Below are 26,633 nucleotides of genomic sequence, written 5' to 3'. Positions count from 1 at the left end.
CAACCCGACCGGACGCGACGCCGTCGTGTGCCCGTCAGCCCGGGACGAGACGACCCTGCGACCGCCAAGACCCGTCCTCGCCCGAACTCCCCCGTCCCACCGGCCGGGTGGCGTCGCGGAGGAGGTAGCCCCGTTGACACGTCGGCGACAACGCCTGATGGTCTGTTACCTGCTGTGGATGGTGCTGTTCACCGGCGTCTACTACCTCAACCCCTCGCAGCGGATCATCTGGTGGACGGGCGTCGGACTCGGCAGCAGCGCGGCCATCGTGGCCGGCGTCCGTCTCAACCGCCCCGCGCACGCGCTGTTCTGGTACGTGCTGGCGCTCGCCAACCTGAGCTTCACCGCGGGCGAGGTCGTCCAGGTCGTCCAGACCCAGTTCCTGCACCTGCACAACCCGTTCCCGTCCGTCGCCGACGGCTTCTACCTGGCCGAGTTCGTGCTGTACGCGGCCGGCGTGCTCGGCTTCATCCGCTGGCGCACGGCCCGTCAGGACCGCGCCGGCCTGCTCGACGCGCTGATCCTCACCATGGGCCTGGCGCTGCTCGCCTGGATCTACCTGATCCTCCCGTACGCCCGCAACCCCGACCTCTCCTGGTTCCGGAAGGCCGTCTCGATCGGCTACCCGCTCGGCGACGTGGTCGTCCTCGCCCTGCTGCTGCGGCTGCTGACCCCGCGCGGCGGCAACAGCCGGGCGCTGCAACTGCTCGCCGTCGGCACCGTCGGCATGCTGGTCTCGGACACCCTGTACGGGCTGATCCAGTTGCACGGCAACTGGCACATCGGCACCCCCGTCGACTTCGGCTGGGCCGCCTTCTACACCGCCTGGGGCGCGGCCGCGCTGCACCCGTCCATGGTCGAGCTGACCAGACCCGTCCCCACCCAGCAGCCCGACCTGAGCGCCGGCCGCCTCGCCCTGCTCACCCTGGCCTCGCTGATCGCCCCGGCGATCCTGATCATCGAGTCGCTGAACGGCAACACCAGCAACGCGGGCGTGATCGGCGCCTTCTCCGCCCTCCTGTACCTGCTGGTGCTGGCCCGGCTGGCGGTCGTCGTGGTCGCCCGCCGGCAGGCGATCGCCCGCGAGCGGGCCCTGCGCGAGGCCGGCGCCAGACTCACCGCGGCCGTCACCGTCGAGGAGGTCGCGGACGCCGTCCAGGCCACAGCCTCCACCCTGATGCCCACCGAGCCCGGGCACGTCGCCCTGCTCGCCGTCACCGAGGCCGGCGTCCTGCACGTGCGGCACGCCGAACGCGGCGCCGCCCAGCACCACCTCGGCCCCGTCACCGACTCCGACGAGGCGCTCGCCCTCGCCGCCTACCGGGAGACCCGGCTGCTGCCCGTCGAGGACATCGGCAGCGACCTCGCCGCCCGCCTCGACGGCATGCCCTCCGCCCTGCTGTGCCCGCTCACCCTCGACGAGCGCCCCTCCGGCGACCCGCTGATCGGCGCGCTCATCGTCACCGGCACCGCGCAGGAACTCACCAGCCTGTGGGGCTCGCTGGAGATCCTGGCCGCGCAGGCCGCGCTGGCCGTCGAACGGGTCATGCTGAGCCAGGAGGTCAACCGCCGCAACAGCGAGCTGTACTTCCGCACCCTGGTGCAGAACGCCAGCGACGTCATCCTGATCCTGGACGCCGACGACGGCGTCCGCTACGCCTCCTCCTCCGCCGAACGGGTCCTCGGCTACCCCAGTCTGGACGGCACCCTGCTCACCGAGCTCGTCCCGCCCGAGGACAGCCAGGCGGTCGGCAGGGCGCTGGCCCGGATGCGCGGCCCGGTGGACGCCGCCCCGGCGCACGCGCCGGAGCACTCGCCGCCGCGCGAACCGCAACGCTCTCCGCTGCACTCACCGCCACGCGAGCAGCCGCACGAGCAGCCGCACTCGCCGACACGCGAACCGCTGCGCGAGCAGCCCCGTGAGCACTGGCGGCTGCTGCGGCAGGACCGGACCCCGATCGAGGCCGAGGTCCGCTTCAACGACCTGCGCGCCGACCCGACGGTCGGCGGCCTGGTACTCACCCTGCGCGACGTGACCGAGCAGCGCCAGATGGAGCGCGAACTCACCCACCGGGCCTTCCACGACTCCCTCACCGGCCTCGCCAACCGGGTGCTGTTCCTGGACCGGGTCGGCCACGCGCTGTCCCGCGGCGAGCGCAGCGGCGCCGTCACCGGGGTGCTCTTCCTCGACCTCGACGACTTCAAGGTGGTCAACGACACCCAGGGGCACGCGGTCGGCGACGAACTGCTGATCGCCGTCTCGCTGCGGGTCTCCACCGCGCTGCGCAGCTCGGACACCGCCGCCCGGCTCGGCGGCGACGAGTTCGCCGTCCTGGTCGAGGACGCGCTGCGCCCGGCCGACGTGGACGCCATCGCGGACACCGTACTGGCGGTGTTCGCAGAACCGTTCAAGCTGAGCGCGGGCGCCGTCCGGGTGACGGCCAGCATCGGCGTCGCCACCACCGAGGACAGCGTCGACGCGGCCGAACTGCTCACCCACGCCGACCTCGCGCTCTACTCCGCCAAGGCCGCCGGCCGCCGCCAGTGGCGCCACTACCAACCCGCCCTCCAGACCGGGCTGGTGGAGCGGCACGAGCTGAACGAGAACCTGGACGCGGCGATCGCCGAATCCTCCTTCCAGCTGTACTACCAGCCGATCGTCGACCTGCGCACCGGCGGCCTGGTCGCCTTCGAGGCGCTCGTCCGCTGGCCGCACCAGCGGCGCGGCATGGTGCTGCCCGACGAGTTCATCGCCCTCGCCGAGGAGAGCGGCCAGATCGTCCCCCTCGGCGCCTGGGTCCTGGAACGCGCCGCCCAGGAGGCCGCCGCCTGGCACGCCGCCAGCTCCGCCGACCGCGCCGCCGCCGGCCTCCCCCCGCTGCGGGTCAACGTCAACGTCTCCGCCCGCCAGTTCCGCGACGCCGGCTTCGTCGACGTCGTCCGCGGCGCCCTGCGCAGCTCCGGCATCGACCCGCACACCCTCGTCCTCGAACTCACCGAATCCGTCCTGATGCGCCGCGACGACCGCGTCCACGCCGACATGGCCACCCTCGGCGACCTCGGCGTCGGCATCGCCATCGACGACTTCGGCACCGGCTACTCCTCGCTCTCCTACCTGCGCGAGTTCCCGATCTCCATCCTCAAGATCGACAAGTCCTTCATCGACGGCCTCGGCCTCTCCCCGCAGCAGTACGCCCTCGTCGAAGGCATCACCCGCATCGCCGACACCCTCGGCGTCCGGGTCATCGCCGAAGGCATCGAACACCCCGAACAGCGCGACCTCCTCGCCGCCATGGGCTGCCCGCTCGGCCAGGGCTACCTCTTCGCCCACCCCATGACCGCCCCGCAGGCCCGCGCCCTCGTCAGCGACACCGCGCACGAACCGGCCTGACCCCCGATCCCAGGTCCACACCTCAGGGCCGCGCCTCAGGTCCACGCCTCAGGTCCACGCCCAGCGGATGCCCGCGACCCCGGGCCCCAGCGCGGTCGCCACCACGTGCGCCAGGTGGTGGCTGTCCAGGGTGAGGTCGGCCAGGCTGTCGTCCGGACCCTCCGAGTCACTCGCCGTGAACCACTGGCACTGCACCGGGAGTTCACCCGGATCGAAGCGCACCCGCAGGACGTAGTGGTCCGCCGGGAAGCGGAAGGCCGCACGGTAGCGGCAGCACTCGGCCGCGCTGTGCGGGCGCACCTCGAAGGAGAACACCTGGGTCTCGGAGCAGTGCAGCGAGCGGTCGAACAGCAGCTCCGCGAGCACCACCCGGGCCACCGGATCCCGGCGCACCCGGCCCAGCCGGCAGCTGTCCCCCGCCACGATCTCGACGGCCCCCTCGTCCACCCCCTCGTCGCAGTCGTAGATCAGCAGCGCCCGGTCGACCCCGTCCTGACGGGCCCGGACCGCCACCATCGAACTGAGCGCCGCCAGTTCACGATGCGGCCCGACCGTCACCGTCGCGCACTCGGTGACCACCTGGAGCTTCCCGGCCGCCGGGCTGTCCAGATCCGCGAGCAGCCCGCCCAGATCACCGGGGGTGCGCACCATCTGCGGGTACGGACGCGGCCCGCCGCCGTCGCGGTCCGCCCCGCCGCGCGGCCGCGGCGCACCCAGCAGGGCGGTGAGCGCGTGCGTCGGCAGCCCGAGGATCTCCTCCAGCGCGGCCACCACCCGTAACGACTCCGGGCGCTCCGGCCGTCGCAGCCCGCGCTGCCAGTAGCTCAGGGTCGTGACGGCGATCCGCAGTCCGCGCTCGGCCAGCCGGCTGCGCAGCCGCTCCAGCGGCAGCCCGCGGGCCTCGATCGCGGTGCGCAGCGCGAGACCGAAGGGCCCGCTCCGCAGCGCTGCCAGCACGGCGGCGCTCTCCGGGGCAACACCGGGCGGCGGTTCCTGACGACTGGCCATCGGGACTCCCGGGGCTACTGGCCCGGCCGGCACGCGGCGGTGGGGCCGAGGGGACACGGCGGCGGTGCGGGGGGAGGTGGGCGGGCGAGGGACGGCGGTGCGGGGGCGGGGCGGGGGACGCGGTACGGGGGGACGCGGCGCGCTGTGAAATTACCGGCTTACCCCGGCCGCGTCCATATCCGGGAGCCCCGCTCCCGGCCGCCCGTCTGCGGCTCAGCACCTCCGCCGCACCGCCCCTCTTCACAGCCCCGTTCACAGCACCGCCCGCGCCCCTCCGGGGGGTCTGGGAGAGGCCCGGCGGGCTGCCTACGCTTCCTAGCAACCCCGGTCCGGGCCCGCCGCGTCGGCCGCGCGGCACACCCCCACACAGCACACCCCCACACAAGGCACACCCCAGGGCGGCGCCGGGTGCACACGGAGCCGCCCGTGCCCCCGCACGAAGGAGTTCCCCCATGAGCGGACCCATCCGTGGGTCGTCCCTGCGCGCCGCACTGGCCGCGCTGTGCATGCTGGCCGCCGTCGTGACCACCGGCGCCGGCACCGCCTCGGCCACCCCCCAGGCCGCCGCCGGAAGTTCCCAGACCTTCGCCGCCAGTTCCCGGCTCAACATCTCCATGCAGACGCAGGAGCAGGACCAGTGGTGCTGGGCCGCCTCCGGCGACACCATCGCCACCTTCCTCGGCCACGGCACCGACCAGAACTCGTTCTGCGACCTCGCCTACGGCCAGGACACCTCGTACCAGTGCCCCAACCAGCCCGGCCAGCTCTCCTGGGTGCAGAACGCGCTCTCCGCCCTCGGGGTGTCCCCCGGCCAGGAAACCGGCGCCCTGTCCTTCAACACCATCGTCAGCGAGATCAACGCGGGCCGACCGATCGAGACCGGCATCTCCTGGCTGGCCGGCGGCGGGCACGCCCAGGTCATCTACGGCTACGACCAGAGCAACAAGTCCATCTACTGGGGCGACCCGTGGCCCAGCAGCAACCGCTACAACCTGGCGTCGTACAGCTACTACGCCGGCTACAACGGCCAGTTCAACTGGAACGACTCGCTGTACCGGATCGGGGCGTGACACGATGACGCACTTCCGCGCCCCGCGCGCCCTCGCCGCCATCGCCCTGGCCGGCAGCGGACTGCTCGCCGCCGCCCCCGCCCTCGCCGCCACCCCGGCCACGGCAGCCGGCGTCCCGTCTGCCCCGTCCGCGGCCGACGTCACCGCGGCCGCCGCGGCGGCGAAGGCCGCCCCCGTCGTGCAGACCCTCGGCGGGTTCTTCGCCCACGGCTCCGGCCAGGGCTCCTCCGACGCCCGCCAGGCGCAGGCCGCCGCCCCGGCCCGGGTGGTCGGCGACACCGTCCCCGTGTACTACCTCAACCCGGACTTCGTCGCGGCGGCCTCCGTCGGGGCGCCGGTCGCGAAGTTCGCGTTCATGGCGACCGAGGCCGACGCGGCCGACGGCCGCAAGGCCTCGGTGTGGACGGCCCCCGACCCGCACGCCAGCGGGTCCTGGGCCGAGATCAACATAGCCTCCGGCAGCGACGAGACCGACCACGCCGCCGCCGCGGCAGCACTGGGCCGGGGCGCCGTGGCCTTCGAGGAACCGCAGATCCGGGCCTGGTACGCCCTGGTCGACGGCCAGGTACGGCCGCTCAACCCGGACGCGGTCCGGTCCGTGGGCGACGCGGGCATCACCCTCGCCCAGTACCAGCAGGTGGTCCACGACCGGTACGCCGACAAGCTGCCCGGCACCGACTACGCCAAGGCGCACATGCTCGGCGGCTTCGACCGGGGAACGGCCCCCGTCGCGGCGCCGGCCGGCGACTCCACCCCGACCGCCGCCCTGCTCACCGGCGCGGGCACCCTCCTCGCCGCCCTCGGGCTCGGCACGGCGCTGCTGCGCCGCCGCCGGGCGGGCCGCGGCACCGCCTGACGGCACCGCCGCTCGGCTTCCATCCTGCGAACGGCGCCGACGGCGGGACACCTCCGGGTGTCCCGCCGACGGCGCGTTGTGGTGGAAAGCCCGCACAGCAATTGACTGAACGTCACTTATTAATTCCACGACCGCCTCGGGCCCTTTAGCGCACGCGATTGGGGACCCTCTTCGCATGTCGGACACCTCCCCCACCTGGGGTTATGTCATCGAAATGACTCCATTTCTCACGACTCCTCAGCGTAAGCGATCTGTTACGCAATCGTCATCCTGATTGGTCACTGGGAGTCAGCTGAGGGTGAGAGATTGTGCTTCGGCTTCGATCAAGCCATTCAAAACAATGCACATCTCTTGAGAGAGTCTTTGATGAAACGACGGTCTCGGGCCTCGTCCGCTTTTGCGGGCGGGGCCTTCTCTACGCGTCGGATGCGCCCCGTATCAGCGCTCCTGACGCTCGGCCTGCTGGTGCAGGCCGGCGTGGTGGTGGACGCGGTGACAGCCGCTCCGGCCGCCGCCGCGCCCACACCCGCCACTCCGCCCGCCGCTCCCGCCACCGAGGCACCTGACGAGGCTTCGGCGCTGCTCTCGGCCCGGCTGCAGAAGCGGCGGATCGAGGTCACCAACGCCCGGACGGAGTTCACCACGCTGTGGGCGAACCCGGACGGCACGCTGACCTCCGACCGCTCCGCCGGCCCGATCCGGATGAAGGTCGGCGAGGCCTGGGTGCCCGTCGACACCACGCTGGTGCAGACCCCGGACGGCAAGGTGGCGCCGAAGGCGCACCCGGGCGGGGTGGTCTTCGAGGGCGGCGACGCCGGGGTGACGGTCGGCGACAGCCTGCCGGGCGCCGCGATATCGACGACCGCACCGACCACTGCTCCGGCCACGGCGCCGAGCGCCGCAGCCACCACTGCGCCGACCACGGCACCGGCGACGTCGCCCAGTGCGATACCGACGGCCCCCGCTTCCGCGTCCCCGTCGTCGTCTCCGTCCGCCTCAGCCTCAGCCTCAGCCTCGGCTTCGGCTTCGGCCGACGCGAGCCGGGCCTCCCGCAGCGGCGCCCGCGCCGCCGCCCCGGCCGCGGACCCGCAGTCCGCCCCGGCCCCGGTCCCCGCCGAGCGCGAGCTGGTCAGGATCGGCTCCGGTGAGCAGCAGGTCAAGTTCGGCTGGCTGGGCAAGCTGCCCAAGCCCAAGCTGGAGGGCAACAAGGCGACTTACGTCAACGCCCGCCCCGGTGTCGACCTGGTCCTCGAAGCCACCCGGACCGGCTTCGAGCAGTTCCTGATCGTCAAGGACCGCTCCGCCGTCGCCCAGACCGGCACGGTGACGCTCCCGCTGGACACCACCGGGCTCACCGTCTCGCCGCAGCAGGACGGTTCGATCCAGCTGCTCGACAAGGCGACCGGCAAGGCGGCGGTCAAGATCCCGACCCCCGTCATGTGGGACGCCGCGGTCGACCCTGCCTCGCAGGAGCACCTGAACCGCGGCCCGGTGACGATGGAGGTGCGCGGCCAGGGCGCGGACACCGAGCTGGTGTTCACCCCGGACGCCGCCTTCCTCGCCGACCCGAAGACCCGGTTCCCGGTCACCGTCGACCCGGTGGTGGACGTCGGCACGACCTTCGACACCTACGTCCAGACCAACGAGAACATCGACGCCTCCTCGTCGACGGACCTCAAGCTGGGCAGCTACGACGGCAAGGTCGTGGCCCGGTCGTTCCTGACCGTCCCGGGCGGGTCGTTCAACGGCAAGCAGATCCTGGGCGCCACGCTCAACCTCGCCAACCATCACTCCTCGTCCTGCATCCCGAAGCAGTGGGAGGTCTGGAACGCGCCCGGCGCGGCCTGGTGGACCCGCTGGGGCAACCAGCCCGCGATGGAGCGCAAGTGGGCCACCTCGAACGACACGTACGACGTGGCGAACGACGGTGACACCCACGACTGCTACGCCTCCGACGGCACGTTCTGGGCCAAGGCCGACGTCACCGAGATGATCCGGTACTTCGCCGGGTTCGGCCACAACGAATACGGGTTCGCCCTCAAGGCGGCCGACGAGTCCAGCAACCTGTCCTGGAAGAAGTTCAGCTCCGCCGAGGGCTACTGGCCTCCGTACCTCTCGATCACCTACAACACCGTCCCGGCCACCCCGGCGACGGTGGAGGTGCAGCCGTCCCAGCAGGGCAACCCGCGCTACACCTCGGACGCGAACCCGCGCTTCCAGGTGCAGGCGGCCGACCCCGACGGCGACCCGCTGAAGGTCTACCTGGACCTGTGGCGCGGCGGCACGTTCATCGGCACCATCGTCCGAGACACCCCGAACGGCGCGATCGCGACCGTCCGCCCCTCCGACTACGGCATCGCCAAGCTCGACGAGGGCGTGCAGTACACGATCTGGGCCATGCTCGACGACGGCAAGTCCCGTTCCGGCTGGGTCGGCACCAACGTCATCGCCGACACCGTCAAGCCCGGTACGCCGTTCGTGAGTTCGGCGGACTACCCGGCGGACGGGCTCTGGCACGGCACCGCCAACCAGGCCGGGTCGTTCACCTTCTCCCCCGCCCCGGGCACCGACGACACCGCGGCCTACGTCTACACCCTGGACGGCGGCACCCCGGTGACGGTCGCCGCCACCGGCGCGCTGACCACGTCGATCACGCCGACCACCGAGGGTCGGCGCGTGCTCAGCGTGCAGTCCAAGGACCGCGCGGGCAACCTGTCCCCGCCCGCGACGTACACCTTCCAGGTCGGCCAGGCGGGCATGAGCTCGCCGGTCAACGGCACCCAGTCCGCGAAGCGCGTCAAGCTCGCGGTCGACGCCCAGGCGCAGTTCCAGCGCGTCGTCTACCAGTACCGCCGGGGCCCCGGCGCCGCGGAGTACAACGTCCCGCGCACCAACCTGACCAAGGCGGACAACACCGCGGTCACCGAGGACAAGCCGCGGCTCGCGGACCTCGGCCCGCACGCCAACTGGAGCGTCCTCGACACGCTCGGCCAGGTCGGCGGCGTCGTCCAGGTCCGCGCCCTCCTCTTCCCCGAGGACGGCTCCGGCAACGGCTACGCCACCGTCTGGAACACCATCACGGTCGACCGCAACGCCGACGGCGCGGCCGGCACCGGCATCGGTCCCGGCTCGGTCAACCTGCTCACCGGCGACTACTCGACCGACGTGACCGACGCCGACGAACGCGGCCTGTCGGTCAAGCGCGCCACCTCCTCTCGCGATACCGGCCGCGGCTGGCAGCCCCAGGGCGAGCGCCTGACGCTGAACCAACGTCAGATCGGCACCGACCTCACCGGCTTCACCGCCGGGCAGACGACGCTGTCCCGCTCCACGGTCCGCGGCCACGACAACTCGCCACGACGCCGGCCGGGTCACCCGGATCGGCAGCGCCGGTGAGCTGCCGTGGAACTTCGACTACGGCAAGGCCGCCGCCGACCAGGACCCGGGCCGCCTGCTCAAGGTCCGTCGCGGCACGCTCGCGCCGGGCAGCAAGGACCAGGTCACCGGCGAGAACGCCACGTCGGTCGTCTACGAGGTGCCACTGACCCGCAGCGCCGGCGGTCCGTACGACCTGGCGGGCTCGGACGTGGCCAAGTGGGCGCAGACCGATGCGCCGACCGACGCCACCGCAGTGTTCGGTCCCGAGGACGACCCGGGCACCAACACCGCCTCGGCCGCCAAGCCGGGCCCGGACGGCTACAAGCCCGCGACCGTCCACTACCTCAACGCCTCCGGCAACGAGGTCAACACCGCAACCCCGTCCATCACACCCGGCGGTGACATCGACACCAAGGAGTACGACCGCTACGGCCACGTCGTGCGCGCCCTGTCGGCCACCAACCGCTCCATCGCGCTCGGGACCCACCCGGACGCGGACAAGCTCGCCGCCGAGCTGAACCTGACGACGGCCGACTCCGTCTCGCGCGCCCGGCTGCTGGACTCCCGCACCGTCTACACGGCCGACGGCCTGGACGTGACGGAGGCCCTCGGCCCGGTCTACCGCGCCTCGCTCTCCGAGCAGGTCAACGGCCAGACCAACCCGGCCATCGTCACGGCCGAGGCCGAGAAGCTGCCGCAGCTCGGGACCAACGCCAAGGTCCAGATCGACAACGACTGCTGCGGCGTCACCTGGTCCGGCGGTGCCCAGCTGGCCATCCGCGGCACGGCGGCGGGCGCGTTCGACGCCATGCGCGTCACCGTTCCCGAGGAGGGCGAGTACGTCCTCTCCGGCCAGCTGACGAAGAACAGCGACCACGGCGTCATCCAGTGGGCGATCGACGGCAAGGACGTCGGCCAGCGGATCGACACCTACAGCGTGAACGCCGCGGTGGCCCCGTACACCACCGGCACACCCGTGAAGCTGACGCGCGGTGACCACGAGCTGAAGCTCACCGTGGTCGACACCAACGCGGCCAGCAGCGGCGAGCGGTTCCACACCGGCATCGACACCGTCACCCTCACCAAGGCGACCGTCAACCCGACTCTGGCCGCCGGGACTTCGGTCGTCGCCCGCGACCACAACACCAACACCTACGACGAAGGGAAGCCCGACGGCCAGACCTACCACCTGGTCACCACCTCCACCGACGGCGCCCGCATCGACGGCTACGCCGACGACGTGGAGCTGCGCGTCACCAAGCAGGGCTACGACGCTCCGATCGGCGGCACCCCCGGCTGGACGCTGAAGAAGGCGACCTCGGTCACCACCGACGCCCTCGGCGCAAAGCTGATCGCCTACGTCAAGTTCGACGCCTCCGGGCGGGCGCTGGAATCCCGTAAGCCGGGCTCCACAGGCAGCGACGCCGGAACGGTCAAGTCGGTGTTCTACACCGCCGGGACCAACGCGGACGACGCCGCGTGCGCCAACCGTCCCGAGTGGGCGGGCCTGCCCTGCGTCACGATGCCGGGCGGTTCCGTCACCGGGGCCGACGCCTCGCGGATGCCCACCACCCTGCCGGTGAAGCGGGTCACGCGGTACTCGGCGTTCAACGAGCCGGAGGAGGTCACCGAGACCAACGCGGGCAAGTCCCGCACCACCGTCACCGTCTACAACGAGCTGGACCGGATCGTCTCGACCGAGATCACCTCGGACGAGGGCAAGCCGCTGCCGAAGGTCACCGTCGAGTACGACCCGGCCACCGGCGACGCGGTGAAGACCACCTCCGGTGGCAAGTCCCTGACCCGGGTCATGGACCAACTGGGCCGGCTGATCTCCTACACGGACGCCGACGGCGGCACCACCACCACGGAGTTCGACCGGTTCGGCAAGCCGGTGAAGGTGAGCGACCCGACCGGGTCCACCGGCTACGGCTACGACCGGGCGAAGGAGCCGCGCGGGCTGGTCACCTCCGTGACCGACAGCGTGGCGGGCGAGTTCACCGCCAAGTACGGTCCGGACGGCCAGCTGGTCGAGCAGACCTACCCCGGCGGCATCGTCCGCAAGGACACCTTCAACGCCGTCGGTGAGGCGACCGGCCGCACCTACACCCGCACCTCGGACAACACGGTGGTCTGGGCCCAGACCGCCGACATGTCCACCCAGGGCCAGGTCGCCAAGGACACCAGCTCCACCGCCACCCGCTCCTACCAGTACGACCGGCTCGGCCGGCTGGTGAAGGCCGAGCAGACCACGGTCGCCACCGGCTGCGTCACCCGGCAGTACGCCTTCGACGCCCACTCCAACCGCCTGTCCAAGCAGACCTCCCCGCGCGGGGCGGCCGGCGAGTGCAGCACGGCCGGGGCCACGGCGGAGAACCACACCTACGACAGCGCCGACCGGCTCACCGACGCCGGTTTCGTCTACGACGCCTTCGGGCGCACCGTGAAGACGGCCACCGGCGCGACCAACACCTACTGGGCGAACGACCGCGTCGCCGCCCAGGAGAAGGAGGACACCAAGCAGGAGTGGGCCGTCGACGCCGCCCACCGCCTGACCGCGTTCACCACCAGCAAGAAGCAGGCCGACGGCACCTGGGCCAACGCCACGTCGAAGCTGAACCACTACGGCGACGACTCCGACCACGTCCGCTGGACCATCGAGGACACCACCCAGGGCAATCTGACCCGCAACGTCACAGGGCCGGACACCAGCCTGGTCGCCACCACCAGCAAGACCGGTGACGTCAAGCTCCAACTCACCAACCTGTTCGGCTCGGTGGTCGTCACCACCGACACCGCCCTCACCAAGCCGGTGGTGCTGGACTTCGACGAGTTCGGCATCCCCCAGGACGGCCAGGCCAACGTCCGCTACGGCTGGCTCGGCGGCAAGGAACGCTCCGCCGAGGCGCAGGACGGCGACATCCTCATGGGTGCCCGCCTGTACAGCCCGGCCCTCGGCCGCTTCCTCCAGGTCGACCCGGTCCCCGGCGGCAACGCCAGCCCGTACGACTACTGCACCGGCGACCCGATCAACTGCACCGACCTCGACGGCAACTGGGGCATGCCCAAGTGGCTGAAGAAGACGGTCGAGGTCGTCGCCAAGGTCGCCGAGGTCGCGTCCTACATCCCCGGCCCCATCGGCGCGGTGGCGGCAGCCGTCTCCTCGGTCTCCTATGCGGCGACCGGCAACTGGGAGAAGGCCGCCGAAATGGCCGTCACCGCGGTCGCGCAGACCGTCGGCGCGGGCCCTGTGGTCAAGGCCGCGGCAACAGCGGTGAAGGCGACCAGGGTCGCCGCGAAGGCCAGCAGGGCGGCCCCGGTCGCCAAGACGGCCTTCCGGCGAGTCGCGGCAGAGTCGTGCCTCCTCACTGGGAACTCCTTCACCGGAGACACCCCGGTCCTCATGGCGGACGGGAGCTATGAGGCGATCGGCAACCTTCGGATTGGTGACTACGTAGCGGCCACCGACCCGGACACGGGAGAGACCCGCGCTGAGCCGGTACTGGAGGTGATCACTGGCTACGGCACCAGGCATCTGGTTGAGATCAAAACGGACGACAACTCCTCAACGGCCCCGCTGACGGCTACGGCCAATCATCCGATGCGGGTTCTCGGAAAGGGCTGGGTCGAGGCCGGCAAGGTAGAGGCCGGAGACCTCCTGGTCGCGACCGACGGTGCTCCAGCCACTGTCCGCTCGACGACGGACCTCGGCTACATCGCCGACCAGTTGGTATTCAACCTCAACGTCGCGGACCTGCACACATTCTGGGTAGCGACCGACAGCGACACCGTTCTGGTCCACAACTGCGCCCGCCCCATCCCCAGGGCACCGACCCTGACCGAGCGGTGGTTCCCGAAGCTCTTCCCGAGCCGGAAGGCAGCCGAGGCGAAGGCCCGTGCGGACGCCGCTGTTGGGGCCCGCTGCCGGTTCCGTGACGTCTGCAAGTCGGGTGACCACGTGCACGTCGACTACCTGGACAGCCGGGGGAGGATCGGAGTCACGATGCACTATCGGTTCCGAGTCCCGAAGGTGATCAAAAAGGCAATTGTCAGGCGCCACGGGAAGAGATAAGACCAACCAAGGCTGTAGGACGTAACTGAAGATCGGTTCGCAGGGATCCTTTACCCAAGGGCCTGAAGGACACCCAAGGTGAGCCCTGTCTCCCCCGCTTTAGGGGAGACAGGGCTCACCTGTGCTGCAAGAATGGGTGGATGCCGAAGAAGCCGCAATCTCAGAGTTTCCGCGATCTAGTCGCCTCGATGCCGCCCTCCGACGATTGGTACGGCGCCGGCGTTCCCTCGCCCGCCGGGCTGGACGAGTTCACTGACGATGAAGGCCAGCAATGGCACAAAGTGCGGAGTCGCCTGCAGCCGCGCCTGGCCAAGCGACTGATGACGACAGCCGATGTTGTGATCGTCGGCGAAGGTGCCGGCTCGCGGTTCCGCCATGTGTCCAAGGCTGAACGAAGCGAGGTTTGGGGCGAGGTCGGGACGAGGCTCCACGCATCTGTGGGGCCGAGCTACGAGGCCTGCGAGTTTGTCTCGGTGAGTGGTCTATCGATGTTGTACCTCGAAGAGAGCTGCTGAGTTCGCCTGATATTTGGCAAGGCGTCGAGATCACCACTACTGCCCTGGACACCTACAGCCACAAGCCATTCGCCATTTTCGCCGATGGGTCCGAGATCGAGATTGGCACCACGTCCGACCTCAAGGACGGTTCGACCTGGCCGCCAGGCATTGAAGGATCGACGTTCTACCTGGACTGTTGGCGCGAGAACGACCAGTCGCGGCAGGATGTCCACGCAGCACTGGAGAAGATCCGCCAGGGGTTCGAGGCCGGAGGTACCCAACTCGCCTGGCAAGTCGTCGACCAAATTGCCGAGTGACAGTCAGTAAATGAGAAAGATATGGGACAGGAAGAATTGACCCCAGGGCACTCAGTGAAGGATCTCCTGGAAGCGGCCCATCGGTCCGGGCGGTTCGCCGGGACCGAGACGGTCGAGGTCGCGGGCGATCCGGAGCTGGTGGACGTCCACCTGGAGACCCTGACCGGGAACCTCTACCTGGTGATGCTGCCGCCGCGCCTCGACGTGGCCCGGGTCCTCTTCGAGGACTACGTCTTCGACGACGTCCCCGCGCACCGGATCCTCGACTTCGTGGACGTGCTCGAACGGGGCGAGGTCCGTTTCTCGTTCGCGTGGTTCGGGCGGGAGCTGGTCCTGCGGGTTCCCTTGCCCGAAGGGACTTGGGTCAGCCAGCGCCGGTTCCGCGACGATCTCTCGGACTGGGAGAAGGGCGTGTTCGAACGGCGCTGAAGGAAGTCCGGACCGGGTTCTTCCGACCTCATGCCGCCGCGCTCACGGCTTCGGCGCCACCTCCAGCGCCCGGGAGAGGGCGGTGAGGAGGGGGAGGGTGGGGGCGACGTGGCCCGCCTCGATGGCGCGGATCTGGGCGTCGGTGAGGTCGGCGCGCTTGGCGAGGTCCGCGACGGAGAGGCCGAGGGCGGTGCGGCGCTCGCGGACGGCGCGGGCGAGGGCGCCGGCCGGGTCGCCGTCCGGGTGGGCGGGGAAGTCCTCGATCAGGGGGCGCGCGTGGTTCACCGAACCTCCTCATACGCGGGTGGGGGCGCACAGCCTGGCACATGATCAGAGCGGGAAGTGCGAAGCGGCGGTCAAGGATTCTTGACCGCCGCTTTGTCGTCCGGCCACTTGACTCGCTACTTGACGGGGTGCGGGTGGCCGAGGTGGGGGAAGACGGGGAGGACGTCGGTGTGCGGGGGGATGTGGTCGCTGGTGATCTTGCCGCCGGAGACCATGGTGAGACGGGCCGAGGTCACGTCGTCGACGAGGGTGCGCCCGTTGGGGTAGGCGGCGGGGCGGGAGCGGTCGTAGCGGAGGATGTCCGGGAGGACGAGTTTGAGGGTCTCGGTGGCGGCCTCGGTGGTGTAGTCCCCGGTGTGCTGGAGGACGGCCGTCCAGGCCTCGCGGTAGGTGTCCCAGTCGTCGGCCGGCTCGCCCGCGTTGTACGCGTCCTTCACCTCCTCCTTGTTGAAGTAGGCGGTGAGGGAGGGGTGCGCGCCACGGTCGACGGAGACGAGCTGCCCGTCCTGGCGGAGGCTGACCCGGGCCCAGACGCCGATCGTCGGGTCGGGGCCGAGGTCACTGTCGGGGACTTCGAGGGCGATGCCGAAGACGTTGGCGTCGGCCATGGCGTCCTTGCCGGTCCAGGTGAAGTCGTTGACGATCCCTTCGAGGTCCGCGAAGAAGGGATCGCTGCGCAGGCCGACGGAGAGCTTGCGGCCGTTCGCCTCGATGACGTCGGGCGCGTCCCCGAAGGCGACCGGGGCTTCGGAGAACAGGACGTCCCCGGTGGGCTCGTGCTTCTGCGCGGCGGCGCCGGTCGCGCGGTGGACGGTGACGGTCTGGGCGCCGGTGTGGGTGGGGGCGGAGAAGGTGAAGGAGTAGGCGACGTCGGCGCGGTGGTCGCCGTCGTTGTCGATGTTGATGCGGTAGACGGCGTCGGGGTGGAACTCGGCCGCCTGGGTCGGGGCGTAGGGGTTCGCGTTCATGATCAGGACGGTCCGGCCGGGCGCGTCGGCGGCCGGGAAGGCGAACACGTCGGTGAGGTCGAGCCGCGCGTCGCCCCGGGGGGAGCGCAGGTTGGGGCCGCTGAGGTGATGGGACATGGGACCGTTGGTAGCAGCCCCCACCCGGCACCGGCCCGACGACACCCGCACTCCGCCCGTCCGTCCGCCGATCGGCGGTCACTGCACGATGGAACGCCGACGGCACGCCGCCGACGCGACTGCGCAGCCCGCGTTCCGGAGCGCGGCTTCGCGCTTCACCCCTGCCTCACCACCACCGCGCGCCGGGGCACCACCCCTCAAGACGAACGGAGTGGGAAGTCGGCCCCGCCGACTTCCCACTCCACGTGCCGAAACGCAGTCCCGTCAGCCCTCGGCCCGCTCGCCGCCGCCGAACACCGCCTTGATGAGCCGGTCCAGCGCCTTCGGGAACTCCTGCGCCGGGTCGGACGCGGAGTCGCCGGTGGTCAGTCCGGCGGTCAGGGTCTTGCTGCCGTCGGGGGTTCCGATCATCAGTGCCCCGTAGCCGCCGGGGGCGCCGCCGTTGTGGTGGACGATGGTGCCGCCGTCCGGGCCGAGGTCCTGGACGAACAGGCCCAGGCCGTAGCCGAGCGTCCCGTGCGGCGTGCGCATCTCGTCCAGCAGGGGGGCGGGCAGGAGCTTGCCGCCGAGCAGGGCCGCGAAGAAGGTGTGGAGATCCCGGGTGGTCGAGATCAGGTCGCCGGCGCCGACCAGGAGGGAGAGGTTCTGGCGGGCGACGTCGACCACCTTCCACTGGTCGCCGTCCTGGTAGCGGTAGTAGCCGTGGGCGTGCGGCCCGGGGAGCTCCGGCGAGTCGCCCGGGACCACGGTGTCCCGCAGTCCGAGCGGCCGCAGGATCCGCCGCCGCATCTCCTCGGCGTACGGGCGGCCGCCGGTCTGCTCGATCAGGAGCACGGCCAGCGTGTAGTTGGTGTTGGAGTAGCTCTGGTCGGTGCCCGGCTCGAACCGGGCCGGCTTGGAGAGGGCGAACTGCACGAGTTCTTCGGGCCGGTAGCTGTGGAACCGGTTGTCCACCCATTCCTTCCCCATCGCGGGGATCCCCGGTACGAACGTTCCGTCGGGTTCGAGGTCGCCGGTGTAGCTGGCCAATCCGCTGGTGTGCTGGAGCAGCATCCGTACGGTGATCCGCCGGTCCAGCCCGAACTGCGGCAGGTGGTCGGCCACCGGGGTGTCCAGCCCGATCGTGCCGTCGGCCACCAGGTGCAGCACCAGGGTCGCGACGAAGGTCTTGGTGGTGCTGCCCACCCAGAACTTCCCGTCCACCGGCGGCTTCGCGGCCTCGCCCAGCTTGCGCACCCCGGCGCTGCCGACCCATTCCCCGCGCTCGTCGTGCACGCGCAGCTGCATCCCGGCGAAGCCGGCGTCGACGAACTCCTGGGTGGCCTGCTGCAGTTCCGGGCGGTCCTGGGCGGTGTCGTTCTCGACGGTGTGGAGGGTGCTGGTCATGGTCGTTCCTCGTCTCGCGGTGGGATGTGCGCGGCGCAGTTCAGGGGTGGGTGAGCGGTGCCGCGTCAGAGACTGCGGGCGGTGATGTCGCCGTAGGCGGTGGTCGCGTGGATGCTCAGGCCGGCGGCGGCGTCGGTGTTCTTGAGCGCGTTGCGGATCCGGCCGTAGGTGGTGCCGGCGTCCAGGGAGGCGGAGACTCCGCGGGCGGCGCCGACGGACACGTCGCCGGCCTCGGTGCGCAGCGTGACCGTGCCGTGCACGGCTTCGGCGATGTGGATGTCGCCCTTGGCGGTGGTGATCTCGGCGGGGCCGTTGAGGCGGCCGACGGAGATGTCGCCGGCGAGGACGGCGAGGTGGGCTCCGGCGGTCTCGTCGAGCTTGACCGAGGCCTGCGCGCCTTCGAAGGTGACGTCGCCGAGGCGTCCGACGCCCCGGAGTTCGGCGCTGGCCGTCTTCGCCTGGACACGGGAGCCGGCGGGCAGTTGGACGGTCACCTCGACGGTGCCGGACTGGCCGAGGATCCGGTTCTCGGCCGCCGCCGCCTCGATCCGCAGGACGCCGTCGGCGTATTCGACGGTGGTCCGCTCCGCCGCCTTCACGTCGCGGCTCTTCGAGGCGTCGGCGGGCAGGACCTCGACCGTGGTGTCGGCCCGGTCGGCGGCGATGAACCGGATGCGCCCGGCGGGGATGTCGAGGACGGCGGAGACCGGGGCGGGGGTGGCGAACTTCTGCATGATGCTCTCCTGCGGCTCGTTGTTTCTGACAATGGAAACGCTACGTTGCCTTCACACCTGAGGGCAACAGCTATGTTGCGCAGAATCAGCATAACCACAGGCCAGAGCCTTATAATCGTTGCAACAGTTGCAGATTTAACGCAACGTCAGCCACGCCGTCCGTTGCATTGGATTGAGCGTGAACGCTATGCGCTGCCCCGCCCCGGCGCACCGCCGCATCAGCCCACGGATGTAAACCCCCAGGCCAATGCGCGCGGCCGCACCGTCATCCGGTGGTCGGATGTGGCCGGGTGCGGCGCGATGACAGCCTTCCGCTCAGGTGCACGGAGATCCATCGGACGGCCCGTCAGGGGAGCTTCCCCGGAGGTCCGGTGTCGAACGACGGCCGCACCTGCGAAGACCGCGCGCCTCGGCCCGGTTCTGTCCAGCACACCCAGGGAGGGCCCATGACCACCACGCCGTTCACGAGCCGACACGCCATGACGCGCCGCCGCCTGCTGGGGGCCGCACTGGCCGCCGGGGCCACCGGGGCCGCCGCACCGCTCGCCCTCGCCCGCCCCGCGTGGGCGGCGGGCGGGACCACCACCCCCGGGACCGCCACGCCCGGGACCACCACGCCCGCCGCCAGCACCGCCACCGGTGGCCCGGCGCGGCTCACCCTGCCCGAGCCCACCGGGCCGCACCCCGTGGGCACCGTCCCGCTGCACCTGCTCGACGCCTCCCGCCCGGACCCGCTGGCCGGCCCGGGCCGGTTCCGCGAGCTGATGGCGAGCGTCTGGTACCCCGCCCGCGAGGCCGGGGCGTACCCGCTCGCGCCCTGGATGGCCGACGGCGCACTGCGGGCGTTCCTCGCGGACACGGGCTTCGCCATCGACCCCGCGCTCGCCCCGCTCACCTCCGGCCGCGTGGGCGCCCCGGTCCACCGCGCGGGCCGCCGCCTGCCCGTCGTCGTCTACTCGCACGGCGCGCACAGCCACCGCGCCGACCACACCGTGATGGTCCAGGAACTCGCCAGCCACGGCTACGTGGTGGTCACCGTCGACCACACCCGCGACGCGATCACCGAGTTCCCCGACGGCCTGGTCCTCACCCCGGACCGGAGCGTCCCGATGGGGCCGAAGGACTTCGCCGCGGACATCCGCTTCCTCCTCGACCAGGTCGAGGCCCTCGCCGCCGGGCGCAACCCCGACGCCGACGGCAGGCCGCTGCCCGCCGGGCTGCTGCACGCCCTCGACCCGGACCGGATCGGCATGTTCGGCTGGTCGAAGGGCGGTACGGCCACCGCCTACACCATGCTCACCGACCGGCGCGTCCTCGCCGGGCTGAGCCTGGACGGCCCGATGCAGCCGACCATCACCACCGACCTGGACCGGCCGTTCATGATGATGACCGCCGCGTTCACCCGGGCCGGCCAGCCGGACGTCGCCGAGTTCTGGCCGCACCTGCGCGGCTGGCGCCTCGACGTCCAGGCCCAGGGCGCCGTGCACGTCTCGTACGGCGACAACCAGGTGCTGATCCCGCAGGCCGCGAAGCTCCTCGGCCTGACCGACGAGCAGGTCCGGGGCATGATCGGCACCCTCGACCCGGCCCGCGCGGTGAAGATCCAGCAGGCGTACCCGGTGGCCTTCTTCGACCTGCACCTGCGGCACCGCGCCAGCCGCCTCCTCGACGGCCCGTCCGCGGCCTTCCCCGAGGTGACGTACCTGCCGTGAACCCGCGACCGTAGCGGCCCGGATCTCGTCCAGCGACTCCCCCAGCACCCCCTTGGCCCGGGTGAACCAGTCGGCGATCACCGCGATCTCGTCCGGCGTGTAGTCGGCGAACAGCGCGCCGATCCGCTCAGCACCGGCGCCCCCGCACGCCGCGGCCCCCGTCGGACTGCCTGCCCGACGGGGGCCGTCGCGTTGCCCGGCTCAGACCGAGGTGCCCTGGGTGACGGGGGCCGTGGCGGTGGGCGGGGTGGTGCTGCCGGCGGTGGTGCCGAGGGCGCGCTGGACCTTGGCGACGGCGGCGCGGTACTGGAAGGAGGCCAGTTGGGGGGAGTCGCCGCCGCGCTGGAAGAAGCCGAAGGCCATGCCGACGGTGCCGAAGCGCTCGACGCCGACGAAGGCGTTCAGCTGGACGCCGGCCAGGGTGCCGTCGAGGCGGACGGCGGGCGCGTCCTGGCGGTCGCCGAGGGTGACCGGGGTGACGGTGAAGGTCACCGAGTCGTTGGCACCGGCGTTGAAGGTGATGGTGTGGCAGCTCTCGAGGGCCGCGGTGGCGGCGCCGAGGTCGGTGGTGAGCTTTCCCGCGTCCTCGGCGGTGAGGGACTCGGTCACCATCGGGTTGCCGCCCGGGCCGTCCAGTTCGGCCTCGGCGTGCGGGGTCTCGGGGCCGGGGACGCCGGTGTGCATGTTGATCAGGTCGCTGAGGGCGTCGCAGCCGTTGGCCGGGGACGGCATCGTACTGGGGCCGGCGCTGGGGCTGGGGCTGGCCGTGCTGGGGACCTGGGTGAAGCCTGGGCCGACGTCGTCGACGGTGAGCAGGGCCGCGGTGAGTTGCTCGGAGGTGGGCAGGCCCTGGGCGGGCTGGCCGGGCGTCGCGGCCGCGGCGAGGTGGGCCGGGCCCAAGGCGACCGCCGCGGCGAGGGCGGCGGCGGCGAGGGCGTGGAGCGGCTTCGGGTGGGACATGCGGGCCCCCCGGTCGAGGGTGCGGGCAGGGACAGGCACCAGTGTCCCACCGGGCCTGGCAAGGGGCTCGCGGGCACGGATCGCCGCAGGTCAGGCCCCCTGGTCCGGCCGGTCCCCCTGGTCCGCCGGGGGCGGGCCGGAGGTTCCGAGCGCTTCGAGCGCTTCGAGGGTTTCGAGGGTTTCGAGGGTTTCGAGGGTTTCGAGGGTTTCGGCGAGCCACTGCACCCAGAAGGCCTCCAGCCCGATGCCCGCCCGCAGCACGGCGTGCTGGAGGCGGTTCTCCCCGGCCGTCGCCTCGGCCGGGAAGTCGTGCCGCTCGATCTCCCGATAGTCGTCCAACTGCGCGCGGTGCAGCGCCAGGTGCCGCCGCACCTCGGCCGCCAGGCCGTCCGTGCCGACCACCGCGGCGGCGCGCAGCCGTAGCAGCAGCGGTTCGCGGACGGCGCGCGGCTCGGCGCCCTCGGCCGTCCAGCGGGCGAGTTCGGCGCGGCCCTCGGGCAGGACCTCGTACTCCTTCTTCTGCCCGCGGACGGGGCCGGACGGCGGGAGGGCCCGGATCTGCCCGGAGGCCTCCAGTCGGCCCAGTTCGCGGTAGATCTGCTGGTGGGTGGCGGGCCAGAAGAAGCCGATCGACTTGTCGAAGCGCCGGGTCAGCTCCAGCCCCGAGGACGGTTTCTCCAGCAGGGCGGTGAGGATGGCGTGCGGCAGCGACATGCCGTCGATCCTAGGGCGTGCCCAAGGCGTGCCCAGGTCCTGTCCGGCCGAACAGGACCCAGCGCGCAAGGAAGGGTCAGATCGCGGCGGCCAGCTCGGTGCCCTGCTTGATGGCCCGCTTGGCGTCGAGTTCGGCGGCGACGTCGGCGCCGCCGATCAGGTGGGCCTCCAGGCCGCGCTCGCGCAGCGCCTCGTAGAGGTCGCGGCGCGGCTCCTGGCCGGTGCAGAGCACCACGGTGTCCACGGGCAACAGCTGGCGCTCGCCGTCGACGGTGAAGTGCAGGCCGGCGTCGTCGATCAGGTCGTACGTCGCGCCGGCGACCATGGTGACGCCGCGGTGCCGGAGTTCGGTGCGGTGGATCCAGCCGGTGGTCTTGCCGAGCCCGGCACCGACCTTGCTGGTCTTGCGCTGGAGCAGGTGGACGGCGCGCGGCGGTGCGGGCCGCTCGGGGCGGCGCAGTCCGCCGCGCTCGCGGTACTCCGGGTCGATGCCCCACTTGGCCTGGAACACGGCCGGGTCGAGGCTGGCCGCGTCCCCCTGGTCGGTGAGGAAGCCTGCCACGTCGAAGCCGATGCCGCCCGCGCCGAGGATGGCGACCCGCTCGCCGACGGGGGCGCCGTCGCGCAGGACGTCGAGGTAGCCGACGACGCTGGGGTGGTCAACGCCCGGCAGGTCGCCGGGGGTTCGCGGGGTGACGCCGGTGGCGAGGACGAGTTCGTCGAAGTTCTCGGCGGCGAGCTGGTCGGCGGTGGCGGTGGTGCCGAGGCGCTGGATGACGGCCAACTCGGCGAGCCGGGTGCGGTAGTAGCGCAGCGTCTCGTCGAACTCCTCCTTGCCGGGCACGAGCCGGGCGGTGTTCAGCTGCCCGCCGATCGCCGCGGCGGCGTCGAACAGGGTGACGTCGTGGCCGCGTTCGGCGGCGGAGACGGCGAAGGCGAGCCCGGCCGGGCCGGCTCCGACGACGCCGATGCGCTTGCGCGACCTGGTGGGCGTGAGCACGAGTTCGGTCTCGTGGCAGGCGCGCGGGTTGACCAGGCAGGAGGTGATCAGGCCGCTGAAGGTGTGGTCGAGGCAGGCCTGGTTGCAGCCGATGCAGGTGTTGATGGCGTCGGCGCGGCCGTCCTCCGCCTTGGCGACGAAGTCGGCGTCGGCGAGCAGCGGGCGGGCCAGCGAGACCAGGTCGGCGCAGCCGTCGGCGAGCAACTGCTCGGCGATTTCCGGCGTGTTGATGCGGTTGGTGGTGACCAGCGGGATTCCGACGGTGCCCATCACCTTCCTGGTCGCCCAGGCGAAGGCGCCGCGCGGCACGGAGGTGGCGATGGTGGGGATGCGGGCCTCGTGCCAGCCGATGCCGGTGTTGATGATGGTCGCCCCGGCGGCCTCGACGGCCTGGGCGAGGCGGACGACCTCGTCGAGGGTGGAGCCGCCGGGCACCAGGTCGAGCATGGAGAGGCGGTAGACGATGATGAAGTCCTCGCCGACCCGCTCGCGGACCCGGCGGACGATCTCCACCGGGAAGCGCATCCGGCGCTCGTACGGGCCGCCCCATTCGTCCTCGCGCCGGTTGGTGGCGGCGACGACGAACTCGTTGATCAGGTAGCCCTCGGAGCCCATGATCTCGACGCCGTCGTACCCGGCGCGGCGGGCGAGTTCGGCGCAGCGGACGAAGTCCTCGATGGTCTGCTCGACCTGTGCGGCGGTGAGCTTGTGCGGGACGAACGGGCTGATCGGGGCCTGGAGGGCGCTGGGGGCGACCAGGTCGCGGTGGTAGGCGTAGCGGCCGAAGTGCAGGATCTGCAGGGCGATCTTCCCGCCGGCGGCGTGCACGGCGTCGGTGACCACGCGGTGGCGGTCGGCTTCGGCCCCGGTGGTGAGCATCGCGCCGCCCTCCCAGGGGCGCCCGGCCTCGTTGGGGGCGATGCCGCCGGTGACGATGAGGCCGACGCCGCCGCGGGCCCGCTCGGCGTAGAACTCGGCCATCCGCCGGTAGCCGCCGGGGGCCTCCTCCAGGCCGACGTGCATGGAGCCCATGACGACGCGGTTGGGCAGGGTGGTGAAGCCGAGGTCGAGCGGGCTGAGCAGGTGCGGGTAGCGGCTGCTGCCGGGGGTGGTGCTCATCGACGCGCTCATCGACGTCTCCTGGGGGCGGCGGGGGTCGGTGTTACCGCAGAGTAGGGGACGGCGGCTCGATGTGCAACTAGTTGCATAAGGGGTCCGCGGGCCGAGGCTCCGCGCTCTGCCGGTTCCCGCCAACTCGCGGACATGATCCGCGTATTGTCAGATCGGCAGTGTGGGCAGCTGGGAGAGGACCGCCATGCGGGATAGCTCGATAGCCGTGATCGGCGGCAGCATCGCCGGAAGCGCCTTCGCCGGGGCCGCCGCCCGGCTGGGAGCGGACCGGATCGTGGTCCTGGAACGCAGCGAGGGCCAGTTGGAGGACCGCGGCGTCGGGATCTGCATCAACGACGACCGCTTCGACGAACTGGTCCGCGCCGGCCACCTCCACGACGGCGTCCGCCGCCACCGCCTCACCGTCCGCCGCTGGGTCACCCGGGAGACGGCCGAGGACCACGGCGGCGACGGACCGGACGGGCGCGGGCGGGTGCTCTGGAACCAGCCGATGCCGTTCCACTCCCACCACTGGGCCGTCCTCTGGCAGGCCCTGCGCGAACGCACCCCCGACCGGATCGAGTTCCGGCAAGGCCACACCGTCACCGCGGCCGGCACCGACCAGGACGGCGCCTGGACGGCCGGCCCCGACGGCACCCGCGAACCGTACGACCTGGTGATCGGCGCCGACGGCTACCGCTCGGTGGTCCGCGCGGCGGTCTGCCCGCAGGCCCGGCCCGCATACGCCGGGTACGTGTGCTGGCGCGGCAGCTACGACGCCGCACTGCTGGCGGAGCTGCCCGGCGGCGCCGCGGCCTGGCCGGAGGACGAGTGCGCCACCGTCTGCTACCCCGGCGGCCAGGTCGTGATCTACCGCATCCCCGGGCTCACCCCCGGCACCACCCAGGTGAACTGGGTCTTCTACGCGCCCACCCCCGCCTGGCTGCGCCTCGACGGCCCGACCAGCATCCCGGCGGGCACCCTCACCGACGGGCGGCTGGACGGCCTGCGCCAGCTCGCCGAGCGGCACCTGCCGCCGTACTGGGCCGCCCTGGTCACCCTCACCCCGCGCGAGCGGACCTTCCTCCAGCCCGTCTACGACCTGGAGACCCCGCGCCGCACGGCCGGCCGGCTGCTCCTCGGCGGGGACGCGGCCACCGTCGTCCGCCCGCACAACACCAGCGGCGCGGTGAAGGCCCTGCAGGACGCGCACGCCTTCGAGCAGGCCGGGCGGGCCGCCGCCGCGGACGGCGGGTCCTGGCCGGCCCTGCTGGCCGCGTACGACCAGGAGCGGGGCGTGGTCGGGCGGGAGCTGGTGGAACTGGGCCGACGGCTCGGCCGGGAGCAGGTCGCCGCCGCACCGGACTGGTCGGCCATGGACGGACCGGGGATGGACGCCTGGTGGCGCCGTCAGCTCACCGGCAGCGGGGGTTTCGGCGGCCACGCCCTCGGGCGTCCCGAGTGAGCGTGGGCCGCAAAGGCCGGTGGCCGCCGAAACCCCGTCAGATCACCTGCCGCGATCAGACGTTGACGCCGTAGTCGGTCGCGATGCCGCGCAGACCGGAGGCGTAACCCTGCCCTATCGCGCGGAACTTCCACTCCGCGCCGTTGCGGTACAGCTCACCGAAGACCATCGCGGTCTCCGTGGACGCGTCCTCGCTGAGGTCGTAGCGGGCGATCTCCTGGCCGTTGGCCTGGTTCAGCACCCGGATGAACGCGTTGCGGACCTGCCCGAAGTTCTGCAGCCGGGCGTCGGCGTCGTAGATCGACACCGGGAAGACCACCTTCGCCACGTCGGCCGGCACCCGCGCCAGGTCGACCTTGATCTGCTCGTCGTCGCCGTCGCCGCCACCGGTCAGGTTGTCGCCGCTGTGCTCGACCGAACCGTCGGGGCTGCGCAGGTTGTTGAAGAAGACGAAGTGCTGGTCCGAGACCACCTTGCCGAGCGCGTTGCAGAGCAGCGCACTGGCGTCCAGGTCGTAGTCGGCGCCCGTGGTGGTGCGCACGTCCCAGCCGAGACCCACGATCACGGCGCTCAGACCGGGCGCCTCCTTGCTCAGCGAGACGTTGCCGCCCTTGGCCAGTGAAACTCCCACAATGCCCTCCTCGATCTCTCCCTGCGGACGAATCTACAACACTGTAGAGATCACGGGAATCCACCTGCGGTCGGGCCCCACCCCGGGGATTTCTCAGGGGTTCCGCCGGGAACCACCCATCGCCCCGGCCCGCACCGCCCCCACGCCGCCGCACAGGCGGGGGTTGGAAGACACGCCCTAGACTGGCGGTGGATCCCCTGGTCCGCCCCGACCGGCGGCCCCCGCGCGGGAGGTTCCCCATGCGCCAGCGGTACAGCTTCCACTTCGACCAGGCCGGGCACTCGGTCACCGTCAACGTCCGCTCCGGCTGGATCACCGAGACCGAGTTGCTGGTGGACGGCAAGGAGTGCGCCTTCCACCGCGTCCACGGGCACGGCGTCTACCCGCTGACGCTCGCCGCCCAGCTCGCCGAGGAGCCGCCGCTGCCGCTCTCGGTGCGGCTGGACCGCACGGGCGCGGCCGAGCACCCGTACTCCTGCGTCCTGGAGGTCGCGGGAGCCGAGCACCCGATGCCGGAGCGCGCGGCGCGCTGA

General features: G+C 71.8%; 19 protein-coding genes. 10 read left to right on the top strand and 9 right to left on the bottom strand.

Annotated elements, in window-relative coordinates:
* Positions 1-133 precede the first annotated feature (133 nt).
* The gene (locus AB0O19_RS31320) at positions 134-3,391 is read left to right on the top strand and encodes an EAL domain-containing protein (protein ID WP_363624422.1); all 3,258 of its coding nucleotides are present in this window, start codon (positions 134-136) and stop codon (positions 3,389-3,391) included.
* A gap of 48 nt (positions 3,392-3,439) precedes the next feature.
* Here the strand turns inward: AB0O19_RS31320 and AB0O19_RS31315 are convergent, their stop codons facing one another.
* Entirely contained in the window at positions 3,440-4,399 is a 960-nt protein-coding gene (locus tag AB0O19_RS31315) for a helix-turn-helix transcriptional regulator (RefSeq protein WP_363624420.1), read from the bottom strand.
* A 452-nt stretch (positions 4,400-4,851) separates the two neighbouring features.
* Here AB0O19_RS31315 and AB0O19_RS31310 point away from each other — a divergent pair, with 452 nt between their 5' ends.
* The 6 genes from AB0O19_RS31310 (at position 4,852) to AB0O19_RS31285 (ending at position 15,018) form a co-directional block, all read left to right on the top strand.
* Positions 4,852-5,469, top strand: a complete 618-nt coding sequence (locus AB0O19_RS31310; RefSeq protein WP_363624418.1) for a papain-like cysteine protease family protein — start codon at positions 4,852-4,854, stop codon at positions 5,467-5,469.
* Between the two features lie 4 nt (positions 5,470-5,473).
* Entirely contained in the window at positions 5,474-6,325 is an 852-nt protein-coding gene (locus tag AB0O19_RS31305) for a hypothetical protein (protein WP_363624416.1), read from the top strand.
* Between the two features lie 426 nt (positions 6,326-6,751).
* On the top strand, positions 6,752-9,721 hold the full coding sequence (locus AB0O19_RS31300) for a DNRLRE domain-containing protein (protein WP_363624414.1): 2,970 nt from the start codon (positions 6,752-6,754) through the stop codon (positions 9,719-9,721).
* 139 nt (positions 9,722-9,860) lie between these two features.
* On the top strand, positions 9,861-13,775 hold the full coding sequence (locus AB0O19_RS31295; RefSeq protein WP_363624412.1) for a polymorphic toxin-type HINT domain-containing protein: 3,915 nt from the start codon (positions 9,861-9,863) through the stop codon (positions 13,773-13,775).
* A gap of 140 nt (positions 13,776-13,915) precedes the next feature.
* Entirely contained in the window at positions 13,916-14,290 is a 375-nt protein-coding gene (locus AB0O19_RS31290; RefSeq protein WP_363624410.1) for a hypothetical protein, read from the top strand.
* A gap of 353 nt (positions 14,291-14,643) precedes the next feature.
* A complete protein-coding gene (locus AB0O19_RS31285; RefSeq protein ID WP_363624408.1) occupies positions 14,644-15,018 on the top strand; it encodes a hypothetical protein in 375 nt (124 codons plus the stop codon).
* Positions 15,019-15,060: 42 nt separating this feature from the next.
* Here the strand turns inward: AB0O19_RS31285 and AB0O19_RS31280 are convergent, their stop codons facing one another.
* From AB0O19_RS31280 to AB0O19_RS31265, 4 genes are all read right to left on the bottom strand, one after another.
* The gene (locus AB0O19_RS31280) at positions 15,061-15,303 is read right to left on the bottom strand and encodes a helix-turn-helix transcriptional regulator (RefSeq protein WP_363624406.1); all 243 of its coding nucleotides are present in this window, start codon (positions 15,301-15,303) and stop codon (positions 15,061-15,063) included.
* Positions 15,304-15,419: 116 nt separating this feature from the next.
* Complete coding sequence (locus AB0O19_RS31275; RefSeq protein ID WP_363624404.1) at positions 15,420-16,388, bottom strand: DUF4331 family protein; 969 nt, start codon at positions 16,386-16,388, stop codon at positions 15,420-15,422.
* Positions 16,389-16,652: 264 nt separating this feature from the next.
* Positions 16,653-17,774 carry a serine hydrolase domain-containing protein gene (locus tag AB0O19_RS31270; protein ID WP_363624402.1) on the bottom strand — a complete coding sequence of 374 codons (1,122 nt, stop codon included), beginning with the start codon at positions 17,772-17,774 and terminating at the stop codon, positions 16,653-16,655.
* A 65-nt stretch (positions 17,775-17,839) separates the two neighbouring features.
* Positions 17,840-18,508, bottom strand: a complete 669-nt coding sequence (locus AB0O19_RS31265) for a DUF4097 family beta strand repeat-containing protein (protein ID WP_363624400.1) — start codon at positions 18,506-18,508, stop codon at positions 17,840-17,842.
* 446 nt (positions 18,509-18,954) lie between these two features.
* Between AB0O19_RS31265 and AB0O19_RS31260 the strand changes: the two genes are divergently transcribed.
* A complete protein-coding gene (locus AB0O19_RS31260; protein ID WP_363624398.1) occupies positions 18,955-20,220 on the top strand; it encodes an acetylhydrolase in 1,266 nt (421 codons plus the stop codon).
* A 201-nt stretch (positions 20,221-20,421) separates the two neighbouring features.
* Here the strand turns inward: AB0O19_RS31260 and AB0O19_RS31255 are convergent, their stop codons facing one another.
* From AB0O19_RS31255 to AB0O19_RS31245, 3 genes are all read right to left on the bottom strand, one after another.
* Positions 20,422-21,180: a hypothetical protein gene (locus AB0O19_RS31255; protein ID WP_363624396.1), complete on the bottom strand. Its 759-nt coding sequence runs from the start codon at positions 21,178-21,180 to the stop codon at positions 20,422-20,424.
* Positions 21,181-21,270: 90 nt separating this feature from the next.
* On the bottom strand, positions 21,271-21,894 hold the full coding sequence (locus AB0O19_RS31250; protein WP_363624394.1) for a helix-turn-helix transcriptional regulator: 624 nt from the start codon (positions 21,892-21,894) through the stop codon (positions 21,271-21,273).
* Between the two features lie 76 nt (positions 21,895-21,970).
* Entirely contained in the window at positions 21,971-24,025 is a 2,055-nt protein-coding gene (locus AB0O19_RS31245; RefSeq protein WP_363624392.1) for an NADPH-dependent 2,4-dienoyl-CoA reductase, read from the bottom strand.
* A 184-nt stretch (positions 24,026-24,209) separates the two neighbouring features.
* Between AB0O19_RS31245 and AB0O19_RS31240 the strand changes: the two genes are divergently transcribed.
* Entirely contained in the window at positions 24,210-25,469 is a 1,260-nt protein-coding gene (locus AB0O19_RS31240; protein ID WP_363624390.1) for an FAD-dependent monooxygenase, read from the top strand.
* Between the two features lie 55 nt (positions 25,470-25,524).
* Here AB0O19_RS31240 and AB0O19_RS31235 read toward each other — a convergent pair whose 3' ends face one another.
* Positions 25,525-26,100 carry a TerD family protein gene (locus AB0O19_RS31235; protein WP_350883073.1) on the bottom strand — a complete coding sequence of 192 codons (576 nt, stop codon included), beginning with the start codon at positions 26,098-26,100 and terminating at the stop codon, positions 25,525-25,527.
* Between the two features lie 239 nt (positions 26,101-26,339).
* Between AB0O19_RS31235 and AB0O19_RS31230 the strand changes: the two genes are divergently transcribed.
* Entirely contained in the window at positions 26,340-26,633 is a 294-nt protein-coding gene (locus AB0O19_RS31230; RefSeq protein ID WP_063349769.1) for a hypothetical protein, read from the top strand.

It is taken from the genome of Kitasatospora sp. NPDC091276, from assembly GCF_040684355.1.
In the GTDB taxonomy this organism is placed as follows: Bacteria; Actinomycetota; Actinomycetes; order Streptomycetales; family Streptomycetaceae; genus Kitasatospora.
This window is presented reverse-complemented; position numbering and strand designations above follow the sequence as displayed.

Coding starts and splice junctions, on each gene's coding strand:
- AB0O19_RS31315 (WP_363624420.1), bottom strand. CDS start 4,399: ATGGCCAGTCGTCAGGAACCGCCGCCCGGTGTTGCCCCGGAGAGCGCC.
- AB0O19_RS31310 (WP_363624418.1), top strand. CDS start 4,852: ATGAGCGGACCCATCCGTGGGTCGTCCCTGCGCGCCGCACTGGCCGCG.
- AB0O19_RS31305 (WP_363624416.1), top strand. CDS start 5,474: ATGACGCACTTCCGCGCCCCGCGCGCCCTCGCCGCCATCGCCCTGGCC.
- AB0O19_RS31300 (WP_363624414.1), top strand. CDS start 6,752: ATGCGCCCCGTATCAGCGCTCCTGACGCTCGGCCTGCTGGTGCAGGCC.
- AB0O19_RS31290 (WP_363624410.1), top strand. CDS start 13,916: ATGCCGAAGAAGCCGCAATCTCAGAGTTTCCGCGATCTAGTCGCCTCG.
- AB0O19_RS31275 (WP_363624404.1), bottom strand. CDS start 16,388: ATGTCCCATCACCTCAGCGGCCCCAACCTGCGCTCCCCCCGGGGCGAC.
- AB0O19_RS31270 (WP_363624402.1), bottom strand. CDS start 17,774: ATGACCAGCACCCTCCACACCGTCGAGAACGACACCGCCCAGGACCGC.
- AB0O19_RS31265 (WP_363624400.1), bottom strand. CDS start 18,508: ATGCAGAAGTTCGCCACCCCCGCCCCGGTCTCCGCCGTCCTCGACATC.
- AB0O19_RS31260 (WP_363624398.1), top strand. CDS start 18,955: ATGACCACCACGCCGTTCACGAGCCGACACGCCATGACGCGCCGCCGC.
- AB0O19_RS31255 (WP_363624396.1), bottom strand. CDS start 21,180: ATGTCCCACCCGAAGCCGCTCCACGCCCTCGCCGCCGCCGCCCTCGCC.
- AB0O19_RS31250 (WP_363624394.1), bottom strand. CDS start 21,894: ATGTCGCTGCCGCACGCCATCCTCACCGCCCTGCTGGAGAAACCGTCC.
- AB0O19_RS31245 (WP_363624392.1), bottom strand. CDS start 24,025: ATGAGCGCGTCGATGAGCACCACCCCCGGCAGCAGCCGCTACCCGCAC.
- AB0O19_RS31240 (WP_363624390.1), top strand. CDS start 24,210: ATGCGGGATAGCTCGATAGCCGTGATCGGCGGCAGCATCGCCGGAAGC.
- AB0O19_RS31230 (WP_063349769.1), top strand. CDS start 26,340: ATGCGCCAGCGGTACAGCTTCCACTTCGACCAGGCCGGGCACTCGGTC.